Here is a 16,216-nt window from a genome sequence, read left to right on the forward strand (position 1 = left end):
GCTACTCCCGTCCGAGGGGTCGCAGTTCGTACTTCGGGTTGAAAAGCACCCGGCGGCCCCGGCTCAGCGAGATCCGGCCCGATGCGATCAGCTTGCGCCCCGGTTCTATGCCCACGATGGAACGCCTGCCGAGCCACACCACGTCCAGCGCCGCGGAGCCGTCGAACAGCTCGGCTTCCAGGGCCGGGACTCCGGCACGCGGACGCAGGGTGACCGTGCGCAAGGTACCAGTTACGGTGACGATCTGCCGGTCCTGGCAGTCGCCGATCTTCGTACAACCCGCCGTCTCGGCGTCCTCGCGCAGCTCCTCGGACTCCAGGTCCTCCTGGGAGGTGGAGAGCCGGTCGAGTATGCGCCGGAACCGGCCGGCCGGCTTTTCGGAACGAGGAACAGCACTCATATCTGAAGCGTACCGGGGCCCACCGACAGCGCCGTATCCCCGCTCACACTTCCCCCGTACGGGCCTTGTCACTTCTCGAACCGGTACCCCATTCCGGGCTCGGTGATGAAGTGCTTCGGGTGCGAGGGGTCGGCCTCCAGCTTGCGGCGCAACTGCGCCATGTAGACGCGCAGGTAGTTCGTCTCGGTTCCGTACGACGGCCCCCACACCTCCTGGAGGAGCTGCTTCTGGCTGACCAGGCGGCCGGTGTTGCGGACCAGCACCTCCAGGAGGTGCCACTCCGTGGGGGTGAGCCGGACGTCGTGCCCGCCGCGGTTGACCTTCTTGGCGGCCAGATCGACGGCAAACCCCTCGGTCTCCACGGTGGTCACGTCGTCTTCGCCGGCACCGACCGGCTCGGCGCGGCGTACGGCGGCGCGCAGCCGGGCCAGCAGTTCGTCCATGCCGAAGGGCTTGGTGACGTAGTCGTCGGCGCCCGCGTCCAGGGCCTCGACCTTCTCGTCGGAGGAGTGGCGCGCGGACAGCACCAGGATCGGCACCCGGGTCCAGCCGCGCAGGCCCCTGATCACCTCGACGCCGTCCATGTCGGGCAGGCCCAGGTCGAGGACGACCACGTCGGGGTGGCGGGAGGCGGCGAGGTCGAGGGCGGTCCTGCCGTCGGCGGCCGCGTCGACGTCGTACTTGCGTGCCTTGAGGTTGATCACGAGGGCGCGCACGATCTGCGGCTCGTCGTCGACCACGAGGACCCGCGTGGGGGTGCGGTCCCCGCTCGGGCTCAGCATAGGGTCTGCCTTTCTGGTTCCGCGCTGGCCGGCCCGCCGTGGGCCGGGTCGGGGGTGGACGCCGTTTCGGTGGGCTGTGTCGCCGGCTGCCGCCCGTGGACGCTGCGCAGGCTCAGCACCATGGTGAGGCCGCCGCCGGGCGTGTCCTCCGCGGTCAGGGTGCCGCCCATGGCCTCGGTGAAGCCGCGGGCGACCGCGAGGCCGAGCCCGACGCCCGCGCCGCGCGGTGCGTCGCCGTAGCGCTGGAAGGGTTCGAAGATCCGGTCCTTGGCCACGTCCGGCACACCGGGGCCGCGGTCCACCACGCGGACCTCCACCCGGTCGGCGAGGGCGCTGGCGGAGACCAGGACGCGCCGGCCGCGCGGGCTGTACTTGACGGCGTTCTCCACCAGGTTGGCCACCGAGCGCTCCAGCAGGCCGGGGTCGGCCAGGATCATCGGCAGGGTCTCGGGCACGTCCAGGTCGACGCTGTCCTCCGGCACACCGCCCAGGGCCATCGGCACGACCTCGTCCACGTCGATCTCGCGGATCAGCGGGGTGACGGTGCCGGTCTGGAGGCGGGACATGTCCAGGAGGTTGCCGACGAGGTGGTCGAGCCGGTCGGCGCCCTCCTCGATGCCCTCCAGCAGTTCGGCGCGGTCCTCCTCGGACCAGTCGACGTCGGCGGAGCGCAGCGAGGAGACGGCGGCCTTGATCCCGGCCAGCGGGGTGCGCAGATCGTGGCTGACGGCGGCCAGCAGGGCGGTGCGGATGCGGTTGCCCTCGGCGAGGGTCCGGGCTCGCTCGGCCTCCTCCTGGAGGCGCCTGCGGTCGAGGACGACGGCGGCCTGGGCGCCGAAGGCGGCGAGCACCCTGCGGTCCTCGGCGGGCAGTACCCGGCCGGTCAGGGCGAGCGCCATGTGGTCGCCGACGGGCATGTCGACGTCGGCGTCCTCGGGGCGCTCCAGGACGGGCCCGAAGCCGGCCCGGCCCGCGCAGGTCCACGGTTCGACGTCGCTCTGCCGCTCCAGCAGGGCCGCGGACTCCATGGCGAAGGTCTCACGCAAACGCTCCAGCAGTTCCTCCAGGCTGGTCTCGCCGCGCAGCACGTTGCCGGCCAGGAAGGACAGGATCTCGGACTCGGCGCGCAGCCGGGCCGCCTGGTGGGTGCGACGGGCGGCGAGGTCCACCACGGAGGCGACCGACACGGCGACGCCGAAGAAGATCACTATGGCGACGATGTTCTTCGGGTCGGCGATGGTCCAGCGGTGCAGCGGCGGTGTGTAGAAGTAGTTCAGCAGCAAAGAGCCGAACGCCACCGAGGCGAGGGCGGGCAGCAGGCCGCCGAGCAGGGCCGCCGCGACCGTGACGGCCAGGAACAGCAGCATGTCGTTGGCGAGGCCGATGTCGACGGTGTTCAGCAGCAGCGCGAGCACGACCGGGCCGGCCAGCCCCATGGCCCAGCCCGAGAGGATCCGGGTCCGGCCGAGCCGGGCGCCGCGGGCCACGGGCAGTCCGCGGCCCTTGGCGACCTCCTCGTGGGTGACGATGTGGACGTCGAGGTCGGGGCCGGACTCGCGGGCGACGGTGGCGCCGACGCCGGGTCCGAAGACGTACTGCCAGGCCTTGCGGCGCGAGGAGCCGAGCACGATCTGGGTGGCGTTGACGCCGCGCGCGAAGTCCAGGAGCGCGGCCGGGATGTCGTCGCCGACCACGTGGTGGAAGGTGCCGCCGAGGTCCTCCACGAGGGTGCGCTGGACGGCGAGTTCCTTCGGGGAGGCGGCGGTCAGTCCGTCGCTGCGGGCGATGTAGACGGCGAGCACCTCGCCGCCCGCGCCCTTCTCGGCGAGCCGGGCGGCCCGGCGGATGAGCGTACGGCCCTCGGGGCCGCCGGTGAGCCCGACCACGATCCGCTCCCGCGAACCCCAGATCTTCGAGACCCGGTGCTCGCTGCGGTACTGGTTCAGGTACTCGTCCACCCGGTCGGCGACCCAGAGCAGCGCCAGCTCGCGCAGGGCGGTGAGGTTGCCGGGGCGGAAGTAGTTGGAGAGGGCCGCGTCGACCTTGTCGGGCTGGTAGATGTTGCCGTGCGCCATCCGGCGGCGCAGCGCCTCCGGGGACATGTCGACCAGCTCGATCTGGTCGGCGCGCCGTACCACCTCGTCGGGCACGGTCTCGCGCTGGCGCACCCCGGTGATGGACTCGACCACGTCGCCGAGTGATTCCAGGTGCTGGATATTGACGGTCGAGATGACGTCGATCCCGGCGGCGAGCAGTTCCCCGACGTCCTGCCAGCGCTTGGCGTTGCGCGAGCCGGGGATGTTGGTGTGCGCGAGTTCGTCCACCAGGGCGATGGCGGGCGCCCTGCGCAGCACGGCGTCGACGTCCATCTCCCCGAAGACGCCCCCGCGGTACTCCAGCTCCTTGCGGGGCACCTGTTCGAGGCCGTGCAGCATCACCTCGGTGCGCGGCCGGCCGTGGTGCTCCACGAACGCCACGACGCAGTCCGCGCCGCGCTCGACGCGCCGGTGCGCCTCGGCGAGCATCGCGTACGTCTTTCCGACCCCCGGCGCCGCCCCGAGATAGATCCGCAGCTTCCCGCGTGCCATGGCTCCATTGTCTTCCGCTCATCCCTGCCTACGCAGCGTCGACCTTACGGCCAACGATGGGGACAAACGGGACGGGGACAGGCGTATGAGAGCACTTTGACGGAACCCTGATGGGTCGGGGCTCCCCCGGCGCGCGCCGGCGCGCAAACGGGCCGCACCCCGCGAAGGCGCGACCCGTCTGTACGAAATCGTCAGCGGACTTCCGTGATCTCCGGTCCCCGCTGAAGCTGTCCCATGCCCCCGGAGAACCGCGAGCCCTCTTCCTGCTGGACGCCCTCGGGAACCATCTGGGCGTCGTTCGGGAGCTTGAGGACGATCGGGTCGCGGGGCGCCATCGGGCCCTCGCCGCGGACCACGACCGTGTCCCGGAAGATCTGCTCCAGCAGCCCAGCGGCCTGTGGCTGCACCGCGCCCTGCCCGGAGATCACACCGCGCAGGAACCAGCGGGGGCCGTCCACACCGACGAACCGCACCACCTGGAAGCCGCTGGTGCCGTCCGGCAGCTGCACCGGCACCTGGGCCCGCAGCTCCCAGCCGAGCGGGCCCTCGACCTCGTCGACGATGCCGCCCTGCTGGGTGATCCCGGACGCGATCTCCTCGCGTACCTCGCCCCAGATGCCCTCGCGCTTGGGCGCGGCGAAGGCCTGGAGCTGGATGGCGCTGTCGTTCAGGACGACGGTCGCGGCGACGATCGCGTCACCCGCGACCTCGACCCGCAGCTCCATGCCGTCCACGCCCGGCACGAACAGTCCGCCGAGGTCCACGCGGCCCTCGGCCGGGTCGCGCACCTCGGTGCTGTCCCACGGCCCGTCGGGCCGGGGCTCGGGCTCCAGCCGGACGCGCTCGCGCTCGGCCTCCGCTTCCTCGTCCGCCTCGGTGTCGACGCTGTCGACGACCTGCTCGGCCTCGCCGGCCGCGTCCTCGGCGGCACCCTTCTTGTTGCGACGTCCGAACACGTCACTGTCCTTCCCGGTCGGATACGACCGAAGCGTATCGATTCCCACCCGTCGGGCCGCCCTCGGCGGACCGACCGCTTGTGCCGCTCTCGTCGCCCACCGCGGCATGGCCACCGGTGGACCCGAAGCCCCCTTCGGCCCGCGCCGAGCCGGGAAGTTCCGCGACCTCCTGGAAGCGGACCCTCTCGACCTGCTGGACGACCAGTTGGGCAATCCGGTCGAAGCGCTCGAACCGCACGCTGTCGCGCGGGTCGAGATTCACCACGATCACCTTGATCTCCCCACGGTACCCGGCATCAACCGTCCCCGGGGCATTCACCAGGGCGACACCGCAGCGGGCGGCGAGACCGGAACGGGGGTGCACGAAGGCCGCGTACCCCTCGGGGAGGGCGATCGACACTCCCGTGGGCAGCACGGCCCGCTCGCCGGGGGCCAGTTCGCACGTCTCGGTGGTGCGCAGGTCGGCGCCGGCGTCGCCGGGGTGCTCGTACGACGGAAGCGGGACGTCCGGGTCCACGCGCCGGATCAGCACGTCCAGCGGGGGGCGGCCGGCGGCGCTCACGGGTTCACCTCGAAGGCGCGGGCCCGGCGGACCTGGTCGGGGTCGCTCATCGCGGCCTGGATCTCCTCCGGGCGCCCGTGGTCGATGAAGTGGTCGACCTTCACCTCGACGAAGAGGGCGTCGGCGCGGACGGCGACCGGTCCGTCGGGGCCGTCGAGGCGGCCGACCGCGCTGGAGTAGATCTTGCGCCCGGCGACGGCGGTGACCTCGGCCGACAGGTGGAGCGTGCTGCCGACCGGAACGGGCCGTACGAAGTCCGTCTCCAGGCGGCCGGTCACGGCGATGGTGCGCAGCAGCCAGTTCAGCGAGCCCAGGGTCTCGTCCAAGGCGGTGGCCAGCACGCCGCCGTGGGCGAGGCCGGGAGCGCCCTGGTGGGCGGCCTGGACGGTGAACTCGGCGGTCAGGGTGACGCCCTCGCCGGCCCGCGCCTCCAGGTGCAGCCCGTGCGGCTGCCCCGGACCGCAGCCGAAACAGTGCTCGTAGTGGGCGCCGAGAAGTTCCCCGGGCGCGGGCGCGTCGGGGTGCCGTACCGGTTTCACCGCGTCGGCCGGGGGCTGAAGACTCATGGAACTACCACTCACGAGCGCAGACCTTACCCGCGCGTCGGGCGCCACAGGATCCCGTGCCAAGCTTGGTTTCATGCAGCACTCCGCCACCCCGTACGAAGAACGCCTCACCGCCCCGCGCTCGTGGTGGCTGATCAGCTTTCTGGTCGGCGTCTCCTTCGCCCTGATCCTGTTCCCGTTCGGCACCCTGCCGATCCTGGGCGGCCTGGTCGGCGGTACGGCCGCGGCCGCTGTGGTCGCCAGTTCGTACGGCTCCCCGCGCATCCGTGTGGTGGGCGACTCGCTGATCGCGGGCGAGGCGAGGATCCCGGTGTCGGCGCTGGGCGAGACGGAGGTGCTGGATCCGGAGGAGACCCGCGCCTGGCGCACCTACAAGGCCGATGTCCGCGCGTTCCTGCTGCTGCGCGCGTACATCCCTAGGGCGCTGCGGGTGATCGTCACGGACCCGGAGGACCCCACGCCCTACCTGTATCTGTCGACGCGTGAGCCGGAGCGGCTGGCGGCGGCGATCGAGGCGGCGAAGAAGGCGAACGCGTCCCAGCCGGCGGAGAGCGACGCGCCCAGGCCGGCGGACAGCTAGGACCCGGCCCCCGGCGAATCCGCCGGAAGGGCTCAGGGCGGGCCGGAAAGGGCCCGGCAGGGGCTCAGGAGGCCCGGCGTGGGTCAGGACCCCTTGTGCGGACCGCGCAGTCTCAGGGGCTTCGCAGGCTGCTCCAGGGGCGGCAGCTGCTCCAGCTCCTCCCAGGGCACCTGGATCTTGCGCAGGTCGGCGCGGACGCGGGCCGCGAGTCTTCTGGTGTCCCGGCGGTTCAGGACCGCCCCGACCGCGGCGCCCACCATGAACGGCATCAGTGTGGGCATGTCCCGCACCATCCGCTTCATGATCTGCTGGCGCAGTTCGCGCTTCATGCGGCCGCCGAGGGCCGCGTCGTACGTCGACGGCTTCGTCACGTCGACGCCGCGCTCCCCCGACCAGGAGGACAGGTACGCGGTGCCGCGGACCTTGAGGCTGCCGGGCGGGCGGACGCCGTAGACCTCGTGCAGTTCCGCGATGAGTTTCAGTTCGACCGCAGCGACCCCGGTGATCTCCGTGGCCAGTTCGGTCGGCAGGGCGGGTGGCACGGGCAGCATCGCCGCCGCACCGACCCCGGCCCCGATGGTCGAGGTGCCGGCCGCGGCGCCCGCCACCAGCTTGTCGGCCAGCTCCTCGGGTCCGAGACCGGGGAACTGACTGCGCAGGGTCGCGAGGTCGCGTACGGGCACCCGCGGGGCGATGTCGATGACACGGTCCGCGAGGTACGCCAGGCCCGCACGAGCGCGGTCGCCGCTCCTGCGGGCGCCTTCCCGGGCGAGCGTCCGGGCCTTGCCGCCGATGACCCGTGCCTGTCGCCTGGCGATGGGCACGGGACGCCGCTTGGGCGCCGGGCGGTCGGCCCGGTCCGCCGTCGGTTCGAGCGGGGCTCCCGCGTCCGGGGAGCCACGCTCGTCGTCACGCGCGCCGAGTGGGTCGTCGAGCGGCCCTTGGTCCGCTTTCCGCAGGGGGAAGCGGCGCTTCCGGGGAGGGGTCGAGCCAGTCATGGCCGACCCGTCCTCAGTCGCAGTCGCGGCAGATCGGCTGACCGTTCTTCTCGCGGGCCAGCTGGCTGCGGTGGTGCACCAGGAAGCAGCTCATGCAGGTGAACTCGTCCTGCTGCTTGGGCAGGACCCGGACGGCCAGCTCTTCGTTCGAGAGGTCCGCTCCGGGCAGTTCCAGGCCCTCGGCGGCCTCGAACTCGTCGACGTCCACCGCGGAGGTGGTCTTGTCGTTCCGTCGAGCCTTCAGCTCCTCCAGGCTGTCCGAGTCGACGTCATCGTCGGTCTTGCGTGGAGTGTCGTAGTCGGTTGCCATATCGCTCTCCCCCTCTGGGTGTCTGCGGTGTCTCCAGCGCACGTAACGCGTGAGAGGCCGGACTTGTGCCCGACCTGAGGCGGAGATTTTGCCTCACATCAAGGGCTGTTACTCAATCGACACCCAACCCGATCCCTCAAGAGTGATCGGCTTGGATGGCGGTGAGGACCGTACACGCTTCGAATACCGCACCTCAAAGGCGCCTCATCGTGTACTTCCCGTGATCAAGAGCCCTGAAAACCAGGACTTTTCAGGCTTTCTGTCCCCTGTCAGGATCACTGACAGTACATGGCCGGAAATCCGTCCATGTGATCGATCACACAGACACAAGCCCATTCGGCCTCTGGAAAATTCCGCGTGAAGCGAACATCTCCCGCGTGTGTCGATGGATCAGGTGACAGATCGGGCGGTGGATCACAGCGGAAGTGTCACACGCATCACGAGGCCACCGCCCTCGCGGGGCCGCGCCACGATGTGTCCGCCGTGCGCCCTGGCCACGGACCGCACGATGGACAGCCCGAGGCCGACGCCCTTGTCGCTGCCCGTGCGCTCGGTGCGCAGCCGTCTGAAGGGCTCGAAGAGGTTGTCGATCTCGTACGCCGGCACCACCGGACCGGCGTTCGAGACGGTGAGCACCGCCTGTCCGTGCTGGATCTCGGTGTCCACCTCGACCCATCCCGCCTCGGCCACGTTGTACCGCACGGCGTTCTGTACGAGGTTCAGCGCGATCCGCTCCAGGAGCACGCCGTTTCCCTGCACCACGGCGGGTTTGCGCTCGCCGCGGATCTCCACGCCCTTGGCCTCCGCCTCGGTGCGCACCTGGTCGATGGCCTGGGAGGCGACCTCGGCCAGGTCGACCGGTTTACGCTCCACGATCTGGTTGTCGCTGCGGGCGAGCAGCAGCAGGCCCTCCACCAGCTGCTCGCTGCGCTCATTGGTGGCCAGCAGGGTCTTGCCGAGCTGCTGGAGCTCCACCGGCGCGCCCGGATCGGAGAGGTGCACCTCCAGGAGCGTGCGGTTGATCGCGAGCGGGGTGCGCAGTTCGTGCGAGGCGTTGCCGACGAAGCGCTGCTGGGCGGTGAAGGCCCGCTGGAGGCGCTCCAGCATCTCGTCGAAGGTGTCCGCCAGCTCCTTGAGCTCGTCGTCCGGGCCGTCCAGCTCGATCCGGCGGGACAGGTCGGAGCCGGCCACCGCGCGGGCGGTGCGGGTGATCCGGCCGAGCGGGGACAGCACCCGGCCGGCCATCGCGTACCCGAACGCGAAGGCGATCACGGCGAGGCCCAGCAGGGCCAGCAGGGAGCGGCTGAGCAGGTTGTCCAGGGCGGCCTGGCGCTGGTGGTCCACGCACCGGCTGATCGCGTCGTTGAAGTCCGCCAGCGGCAGGCTGGTGGTGTTGATCGCGGGGCAGTTGTCGCTGGAGACCTTCAGCTCCTGGAAGCTGACGATTTTGAACAGCGGCTGGTTGCCGGTGCTGATGGCCTGCGCGGCGAGCAGGTAGATGATAGACAGCAGCAGGATGCCGGCGATCAGGAACATGCCGCCGTACAGCAGCGTGAGCCGTATGCGGATGGTGGGCCGCAGCCAGGGCAGGGGCGGCTGGGGGCGCCGGGGGTCCCAGGTGGGCTTCGGGGGCGCCTGCGGATGCGCGGGGGTCGTGGCCATGGCCGGTCAGATCCGGTAGCCGGAGCCGGGCACGGTGACGATCACGGGGGGCTCGCCGAGCTTGCGGCGCAGGGTCATGACCGTCACCCGGACCACGTTGGTGAACGGGTCGGTGTTCTCGTCCCAGGCCTTCTCCAGCAGCTGTTCCGCCGAGACGACCGCGCCCTCGCTGCGCATCAGGACCTCCAGGACCGCGAACTCCTTGGGCGCGAGCTGGACCTCCTTGCCGTCGCGGAACACCTCGCGGCGGTTGGGGTCCAGTTTGATGCCGGCGCGCTCCAGGACCGGCGGCAGGGGCATGCTGGTGCGGCGGCCGAGGGCGCGCACGCGGGCGATCAGCTCGCTGAACGCGAACGGCTTGGGCAGATAGTCGTCGGCCCCGATCTCCAGGCCCTCCACGCGGTCGCTGACGTCACCGGAGGCGGTGAGCATGAGCACGCGGGTGGGCATGCCCAGCTCGACGATCTTGCGGCAGACGTCGTCGCCGTGCACGAGCGGGAGGTCGCGGTCGAGGACGACCACGTCGTAGTCGTTGACGCCGATGCGCTCCAGGGCGGCCGCACCGTCGTACACGACGTCGACGGCCATGGCCTCCCGGCGCAGTCCGGTGGCCACCGCATCGGCGAGCAGCTGCTCGTCCTCGACGACGAGTACGCGCACGTCCCTTGTCCTTCCTGTGTCCACCCGCGTAGCGCTTCCGGGGCGCGGGCGCGGGCAGGGGTGTTCGTGGAGTGTGACCTCCATCCTGCCCTTTTCGGCCATAAGTCGGCTGTAAGCGGGGTCCGGCCGCAGGGACGGGCGACCTGGAGCGGGAATACGAGATTTTCTCCGCCGCCGAGGTTTCCCGGATCGGAAGCGGGGGGAGGACGGGTTTACACCCCGCGATCACGCTCTGCATGTGCCGCAGCACCATGCGGTATCACGCGATCCGCTTGTGCAGGGCGGGCGCGGGTGTCCGGCACCGTAGCCGCCCGGCCGGGCGCGCCGGGCATCTGCGAGACGTGATCGTCCTTTCCCACGGCACACCCCCGTGCCACCGACCCACCGACCCAGGACGAGGGGGCGCAGCATGGACGCTTTCACCGCAGGACTCCTCCAGCGCATAAAGACGACCGAGTCCGACCTGTCGCGGGCCCGTGACGAGGGCGACGACTTCCTCGTGGAGGTGGAGCAGGCAGAGCTGGACGACCTGCGCCGCCTCGCCGCCGAACACGGCGTGGAGGTCGGCGCGACCCGCGTCTGATCCGCCCGGAGCACAGGCTCCGATCCGCCCGAACGCACAGGCACGGCACCGGCACGCGAAGGGACCCCGGCGAATCCAGCGCCGGGGTCCTTTCGCGTCGTCCGGAGGGCGATCCGGAGCGATCCCGCGTGGGCCGTCAGTCGTGCCAGGCGCCGAAGTCCTCCAGCAGCCCCTGGAGGGGCTCGAAGACGCCCGGTGTCCCGGCGACCGTCAGCTCCCGTGAGGGGGCCTGTGCGGGCCGTCCACCGGTCAGGGCGCCCGCCTCACGGGCGATGAGGTCCCCCGCCGCGTAGTCCCACGGGTTCAGTCCGCGCTCGTAGTAGCCGTCGAGCCGGCCGCAGGCCACGTCGCACAGGTCGATGGCCGCGGAGCCGCCCCGCCGGATGTCCCGGACCAGCGGGACGATCCGGGCGGCCACCTCGGCCTGGTGGGCCCGCACCTCGGTGACGTAATTGAAGCCGGTGGAGACGAGCGCCTGGTCCAGCGGGGGCGCGGGGCGGCAGGCGAGCGCCCGTTCGCCCTCCCACGCGCTGGTGGCCCAGGCGCCGCCGCCGCGCACCGCGTGGTACGTCTCGCCGCGCATCGGGGCCGCGACGACCCCGGCGACGGTCTCGCCGTCCTGTTCGGCGGCGATGGACACCGCCCAGGTGGGCAGCCCGTAGAGGTAGTTCACGGTGCCGTCGAGCGGGTCGATCACCCAGCGGACGCCGCTGGTACCGGCGGCGGACGCGCCCTCCTCGCCGAGGAAGCCGTCGTCGGGGCGCTGCCCGGAGATCAGATCGGTGATCAGCTTCTCGGCCGCGATGTCCATCTCGGTGACGACGTCGATCGGGCTGGACTTGGTCCGTGCCACCGCGAGGTCGGCCGGGCGGCCGTCCCGCAGCAGCTCGCCGGCGCGGCGTGCGGCCTCGCGGGCCAGCCGCAGCAGGTCCTGGTGCAGGGCGTCGGTCACGGGTCTCCTCACGCGTAGGGGCTGTCGGCGCCGGCGGCGGCCGGGCGGGGCGTCCGGGCGGGGCAGCAGCCGACCGGGCAGAGGTGGTGGCTCGCGCCCAGGGTGCCCAGGGCACACGGGGTGATGTCCTGGCCGCGCTCGACGGCGGCGCGCTCCAGGATCAGCTCGCGCACGGCGGCGGCGAACCGGGGGTCGGCGCCCACGGTGGCCGAGCGGCGCACCGGCAGGCCCAGTTCCCGCGCCTTGGCGGTGGCCTCGGTGTCGAGGTCGTACAGGACCTCCATGTGGTCGGAGACGAAGCCGATGGGGGCCATGACGACGGCCGGGACGCCGGCCGCGTGCCGCTCCTCCAGGTGGTCGCAGATGTCGGGCTCCAGCCACGGGACGTGCGGGGCGCCGGAGCGGGACTGGTAGACGAGGCGCCAGGGATGGTCCACGCCGGTGCGCTCGCGGACGGCGTCGGCGATCAGCTGGGCCACCTCCAGGTGCTCCTCGACATAGGCGCCGCCCTCGCCGTGGGCCTCGACAGGGCCGGAGGTGTCGGCGGCGGCCGTGGGGATGGAGTGGGTGCTGAAGGCGATGTGGGCGCCGTCGCGGACGTCCTCGGGGAGGTCGGCGAGGGAGCGCAGCACGCCGTCGATCATGGGCTCGACGAAGCCGGGGTGGTTGAAGTAGTGCCGCAGCTTGTCGACCCTCGGCAGCTCCAGGCCCTCCGCCTGGAGGGCGGACAGCGCGTCGGCGAGGTTCTCGCGGTACTGGCGGCAGCCGGAGTAGGAGGCGTAGGCGCTGGTGGCGAGGACCAGGATGCGGCGGCGGCCGTCGGCGACCATCTCGCGCAGGGTGTCGGTCAGGTACGGCGCCCAGTTGCGGTTGCCCCAGTAGACCGGCAGATCGAGGTTGTGCTCGGCGAAGTCCTCGCGCAGGGCCTTCAGGAGGGCGCGGTTCTGGCCGTTGATGGGGCTGATTCCGCCGAACTGGAAGTAGTGCTGTCCGACTTCCTTCAGGCGTTCCCTCGGGATGCCGCGCCCGCGGGTGACGTTCTCCAGGAAGGGGACCACGTCGTCGGGGCCTTCGGGGCCGCCGAAGGAGAGCAGGAGCAGGGCGTCGTACGGGGTGGCATCGAGCGCGTCTGGCATGTCTCGATCCTGCCACCCGGTACCGACAGCGCGGCAACCGCGGGATGAAGAGTCGAGATCCAGCGGGTTTATACCGAAATTTCCCCAGCCGAAACCGAGTGCACTTAGGGTCCCCTAACTCGTAAGCTGTATCCACCGCATTCGCGCCTTACGGACCGCCTCGGAGACCACGTGCCCAGCCCCTACAGAGCCCTCTTCGACGTGCCCGGCACCAAGGCCTTCTCGGCCGCGGGGCTCCTCGGCCGGATGCCGCTGTCCATGATGGGCATCGGCGTGGTCACGATGATCTCCCAGCTCACCGGGCGCTACGGGCTCGCGGGCGCGCTGTCGGCCACCATCGCGCTGTCCGCGGCGGTGCTCGGGCCCCAGGTCTCCCGGCTGGTGGACCGGCACGGGCAGAGCCGGGTGCTGCGCCCGGCCACCCTGGTGGCGCTCGCCGCGGCCGCCGGGCTGCTGCTGGCCGCGCACTTCCGGTGGCCGGACTGGGTGCTGTTCACCTGCGCCGCCGGAATCGGCGCGGTGCCGAGCCTGGGCGCGATGATCCGGGCCCGCTGGGCCGCCCTGTACCGGGGCACGCCCAAGCTGCACACCGCCTACTCGTTCGAGTCGGTTATGGACGAGATCTGCTTCGTCTTCGGGCCGATCATCTCCATCGGCCTGTGCACGGTCTGGTTCCCGGAGGCCGGCCCCCTGCTCGCCGCCCTCTTCCTGGCGGCCGGCGTGTGCTGGCTGACCGCCCAGCGCGCCACCGAGCCGCAGCCGCATCCGGGCGAGCGGCACGGCGGGGGCACCGCGCTGCGCTCGCCGGGGCTCCAGGTGCTGGTGGCGACCTTCGTGGCGACCGGTGCGATCTTCGGCTCGGTGGACGTGGTCACGGTGGCCTTCGCCGACGAACGCGGCCACAAGGGCGCCGCGAGCGTGGTGCTCGCCCTGTACGCGGCCGGTTCCTGCCTGGCCGGCGCGGTCTTCGGGCTGCTGCGGCTCTCCGGGTCGGCGGAGCGCCGCTGGCTCCTGGGCGTGGCCGCCATGGCCGTGAGTATGATCCCCCTCCTACTGGTCGGAAACCTGCCGCTTCTGGCCGTGGCGCTGTTCGTTGCGGGGCTGTCCATCGCACCGACGATGATCACGACGATGTCCCTCATCGAAAAGCACGTACCTCGCGCGCAGCTCACCGAGGGCATGACCTGGGTGAGCACCGGCCTCGCGGTCGGCGTGGCGCTCGGTTCCTCGCTGGCCGGCTCGGTGATCGACGCCGCCGGGGCGCGCGCCGGGTACGGGGTCCCGGTGCTCTCCGGGGCCGTCGCGGTCGTGGTCGGTTTCCTCGGGTACCGCCGGCTGCGCAGGCCGGCCGCGGGTCGGGGAGGAACCGTTGAGCAGCACGGCGAACGGGAAGACGAGCGGCGCGAACGGCACATGGCGTAACTGGGGCGGGAACATCGCAGCCCGGCCCGCCCGGCAGGTCGCGCCGGCCTCGGTCGGGGAACTGGCGGCGGCGGTGCGGCGGGCGCGGGAGGACGGGCTGGCGGTGAAGGCCGTCGGCACCGGGCACTCCTTCACCTCGATCGCGGCCACCGACGGTCTGTTGATACGCCCTCAACTGTTGACCGGTATACGCACCATCGACCGGGATGCCATGACGGTCACGGTCGAGGCGGGCACCCCGCTCAAGCGACTCAATGCGGCGCTGGCGCGCGAGGGTCTGTCGCTCACCAACATGGGCGACATCATGGAGCAGACGGTCTCCGGGGCGACCAGCACCGGCACCCATGGCACGGGCCGCGACTCCGCCTCCCTCGCCGCCCAGATCAAGGGCCTCGAACTCGTCACGGCGGACGGCTCGGTGCTCACCTGCTCCGCTACGGAGCACCCGGAGGTCTTCGCCGCCGCCCGGCTGGGGCTCGGCGCGCTCGGCATCGTCACCGCGATCACCTTCGCCGTGGAGCCGCTGTTCCTGCTCACGGCGCGCGAGGAGCCCATGCCCCTGGACCGGGTCCTGGCCGAGTTCGATCAACTCTGGGCGGAGAACGAGCACTTCGAGTTCTACTGGTTCCCGCACACCGGCAACACCAACACCAAGCGCAACAACCGCAGCGCGGGCCCCGAGCGACCCCTCGGGCAGCTGTCCGGCTGGTTCGAGGACGAGTTCCTCTCCAACGGCCTCTTCCAGGTGACCCAGTGGGTCGGCCGGGCGGCGCCCGCGAGCATCCCCGGCATCGCGAAGGTCTCCAGCAGGGTGCTGTCCGCGCGGACGTACACCGACATCCCGTACAAGGTCTTCACCTCGCCGCGCCGGGTGCGGTTCGTGGAGATGGAGTACGCCGTGCCGCGCGCGGCCCTGGTGGAGACGCTGCGCGAGCTGAAGGCCATGGTGGAGCGCTCGGGCCTGCGCGTCAGCTTCCCGGTGGAGGTGCGCACCGCCCCGGCCGACGACATCACCCTGTCCACCGCCTCGGGCCGGGACAGCGCCTACATCGCCGTCCACATGTACCGGGGCACGCCGTACCAGTCGTACTTCACCGCCGCCGAGCGCATCTTCACCGCGCACGAGGGCCGGCCGCACTGGGGGAAGGTGCACACACGGGACGCGGAGTACCTCGCGCGGGTGTATCCGCGGTTCGCCGAGTTCACGGCGTTGCGGGACCGTCTGGACCCGGAACGTCTGTTCCGGAACGACTACTTGCGGAGGGTGCTGGGGTCGTAGCCGCCCCGGCGGAGCCGCTGGGTGTGGGGGCCGGGGAGGCCTGGTCCCCGCCGTCCTTCCCGTCGGGCGAGGCGCTCGGGGCGGGCGACGAGGAGTCCGCCGTACCGCCGCCGGAGCCGGTGCCGGTGCCAGCGCCCGAGCCGGTCGACGGGTCCGTGCTGGAACCCGGAGCCGGGGTGCCGGTGTCGGACGCGGCGCCGCCGCTCGGGGAGGTGCGCGGGGGAAGCCGGCCGGGGTCGTCCGTCCGGTGGACGCCGGAACCCCGGCCGCCGACGGCGTCGCCGACCGTCGTACCGGTACCGCCGCTGAAGCTGCTGCCTGACACCAGTTCGTACGTCGTGATGCCACCCATCGTCACCCCGAACACGAGAGCGGCCGCGACCAGCGGACGCCGCCAGCTCTTGACCCGCGCGCGGTAGACGGTGCCGGCGGAGAACTCGCCCTCGGCGGGCGGGTGCTGCGCCGGGGACGCGGCGGCCGGGTTCTTCACCACCCGCAACTGCTCCCCGGTCCGCCGGAAGAAGTGCTGGAAGAGGGAGCCGCCGCAGGTGGCGATCACGCTGACGACACCGGCGCCGAGGATCGTGCCGTACACGCCGAAGGAGGAGGCCAGCTTCGCCGCGATGACGGCCGCGAGGGCGCTGCCGGCCACCTGCGCGACGCTCAGGTCGATCCGCTTCCGCTCCGCATCGGGTGTTTCGCGCATACCCGGAACTTGCCTGCCTTTCCCGTACTTGATCGACATCGGGGTACTGATCGCACGGGATAGGGACGTATACG

At 71.6% G+C, this 16,216-nt stretch carries 17 protein-coding genes; 4 read left to right on the top strand and 13 right to left on the bottom strand.

Going from position 1 to position 16,216, the window contains the following annotated elements; genetic code table 11:
* Position 1 precedes the first annotated feature (1 nt).
* The 6 genes from AC069R_RS16380 to AC069R_RS16405 form a co-directional block, all read right to left on the bottom strand.
* A complete protein-coding gene (locus tag AC069R_RS16380; protein ID WP_478767471.1) occupies positions 2-400 on the bottom strand; it encodes an OB-fold nucleic acid binding domain-containing protein in 399 nt (132 codons plus the stop codon).
* A 68-nt stretch (positions 401-468) separates the two neighbouring features.
* On the bottom strand, positions 469-1,182 hold the full coding sequence (locus tag AC069R_RS16385) for a response regulator (RefSeq protein ID WP_478767472.1): 714 nt from the start codon (positions 1,180-1,182) through the stop codon (positions 469-471).
* Positions 1,176-3,770 carry an ATP-binding protein gene (locus tag AC069R_RS16390; protein WP_478767473.1) on the bottom strand — a complete coding sequence of 865 codons (2,595 nt, stop codon included), beginning with the start codon at positions 3,768-3,770 and terminating at the stop codon, positions 1,176-1,178. Before AC069R_RS16390 ends, AC069R_RS16385 begins: the two co-directional genes overlap by 7 nt.
* Before the next feature lie 191 nt (positions 3,771-3,961).
* Entirely contained in the window at positions 3,962-4,726 is a 765-nt protein-coding gene (locus AC069R_RS16395; RefSeq protein ID WP_397983593.1) for a DUF3710 domain-containing protein, read from the bottom strand.
* A gap of 1 nt (position 4,727) precedes the next feature.
* A complete protein-coding gene (gene dut / locus AC069R_RS16400) occupies positions 4,728-5,288 on the bottom strand; it encodes a dUTP diphosphatase (protein ID WP_478767474.1) in 561 nt (186 codons plus the stop codon).
* Positions 5,285-5,869 carry a PaaI family thioesterase gene (locus AC069R_RS16405; RefSeq protein WP_478767475.1) on the bottom strand — a complete coding sequence of 195 codons (585 nt, stop codon included), beginning with the start codon at positions 5,867-5,869 and terminating at the stop codon, positions 5,285-5,287. The genes dut and AC069R_RS16405 overlap by 4 nt, the downstream gene beginning before the upstream one ends.
* Positions 5,870-5,927: 58 nt before the next feature.
* On the opposite strand from AC069R_RS16405, the gene AC069R_RS16410 reads away from it, so the two are divergent.
* Complete coding sequence (locus AC069R_RS16410) at positions 5,928-6,434, top strand: DUF3093 domain-containing protein (RefSeq protein WP_478767476.1); 507 nt, start codon at positions 5,928-5,930, stop codon at positions 6,432-6,434.
* Between the two features lie 83 nt (positions 6,435-6,517).
* On the opposite strand, the gene AC069R_RS16415 is transcribed toward AC069R_RS16410, so the two are convergent.
* The 4 genes from AC069R_RS16415 to AC069R_RS16430 all read right to left on the bottom strand — a co-directional run bounded on the left by AC069R_RS16415 (position 6,518) and on the right by AC069R_RS16430 (position 10,064).
* Positions 6,518-7,432 carry a hypothetical protein gene (locus tag AC069R_RS16415; RefSeq protein ID WP_478767477.1) on the bottom strand — a complete coding sequence of 305 codons (915 nt, stop codon included), beginning with the start codon at positions 7,430-7,432 and terminating at the stop codon, positions 6,518-6,520.
* 13 nt (positions 7,433-7,445) lie between these two features.
* Positions 7,446-7,742, bottom strand: a complete 297-nt coding sequence (locus AC069R_RS16420; RefSeq protein WP_037654155.1) for a DUF4193 domain-containing protein — start codon at positions 7,740-7,742, stop codon at positions 7,446-7,448.
* Between the two features lie 414 nt (positions 7,743-8,156).
* A complete protein-coding gene (locus AC069R_RS16425) occupies positions 8,157-9,404 on the bottom strand; it encodes a sensor histidine kinase (RefSeq protein ID WP_478767478.1) in 1,248 nt (415 codons plus the stop codon).
* Between the two features lie 6 nt (positions 9,405-9,410).
* Positions 9,411-10,064: a response regulator transcription factor gene (locus tag AC069R_RS16430; RefSeq protein WP_111580853.1), complete on the bottom strand. Its 654-nt coding sequence runs from the start codon at positions 10,062-10,064 to the stop codon at positions 9,411-9,413.
* A gap of 409 nt (positions 10,065-10,473) precedes the next feature.
* Between AC069R_RS16430 and AC069R_RS16435 the strand changes: the two genes are divergently transcribed.
* Complete coding sequence (locus AC069R_RS16435) at positions 10,474-10,647, top strand: hypothetical protein (protein ID WP_164932606.1); 174 nt, start codon at positions 10,474-10,476, stop codon at positions 10,645-10,647.
* Between the two features lie 136 nt (positions 10,648-10,783).
* On the opposite strand, the gene AC069R_RS16440 is transcribed toward AC069R_RS16435, so the two are convergent.
* Together AC069R_RS16440 and AC069R_RS16445 are read right to left on the bottom strand one after the other, a co-directional pair.
* Complete coding sequence (locus AC069R_RS16440) at positions 10,784-11,599, bottom strand: inositol monophosphatase family protein (protein ID WP_478767479.1); 816 nt, start codon at positions 11,597-11,599, stop codon at positions 10,784-10,786.
* An 8-nt stretch (positions 11,600-11,607) separates the two neighbouring features.
* Entirely contained in the window at positions 11,608-12,735 is a 1,128-nt protein-coding gene (locus AC069R_RS16445) for a ferrochelatase (RefSeq protein ID WP_478767480.1), read from the bottom strand.
* A gap of 171 nt (positions 12,736-12,906) precedes the next feature.
* On the opposite strand from AC069R_RS16445, the gene AC069R_RS16450 reads away from it, so the two are divergent.
* Both AC069R_RS16450 and AC069R_RS16455 read left to right on the top strand, forming a co-directional pair.
* Positions 12,907-14,157 carry an MFS transporter gene (locus AC069R_RS16450; RefSeq protein WP_478767481.1) on the top strand — a complete coding sequence of 417 codons (1,251 nt, stop codon included), beginning with the start codon at positions 12,907-12,909 and terminating at the stop codon, positions 14,155-14,157.
* Positions 14,105-15,436, top strand: a complete 1,332-nt coding sequence (locus AC069R_RS16455) for a D-arabinono-1,4-lactone oxidase (protein ID WP_478767482.1) — start codon at positions 14,105-14,107, stop codon at positions 15,434-15,436. Before AC069R_RS16450 ends, AC069R_RS16455 begins: the two co-directional genes overlap by 53 nt.
* On the opposite strand, the gene AC069R_RS16460 is transcribed toward AC069R_RS16455, so the two are convergent.
* A complete protein-coding gene (locus AC069R_RS16460; protein ID WP_478767483.1) occupies positions 15,360-16,142 on the bottom strand; it encodes a hypothetical protein in 783 nt (260 codons plus the stop codon). The two genes, AC069R_RS16455 and AC069R_RS16460, sit on opposite strands and share 77 nt — an antisense overlap.
* Positions 16,143-16,216: the final 74 nt, after the last annotated feature.

The organism is Streptomyces sp. NPDC043952, from assembly GCF_056435325.1.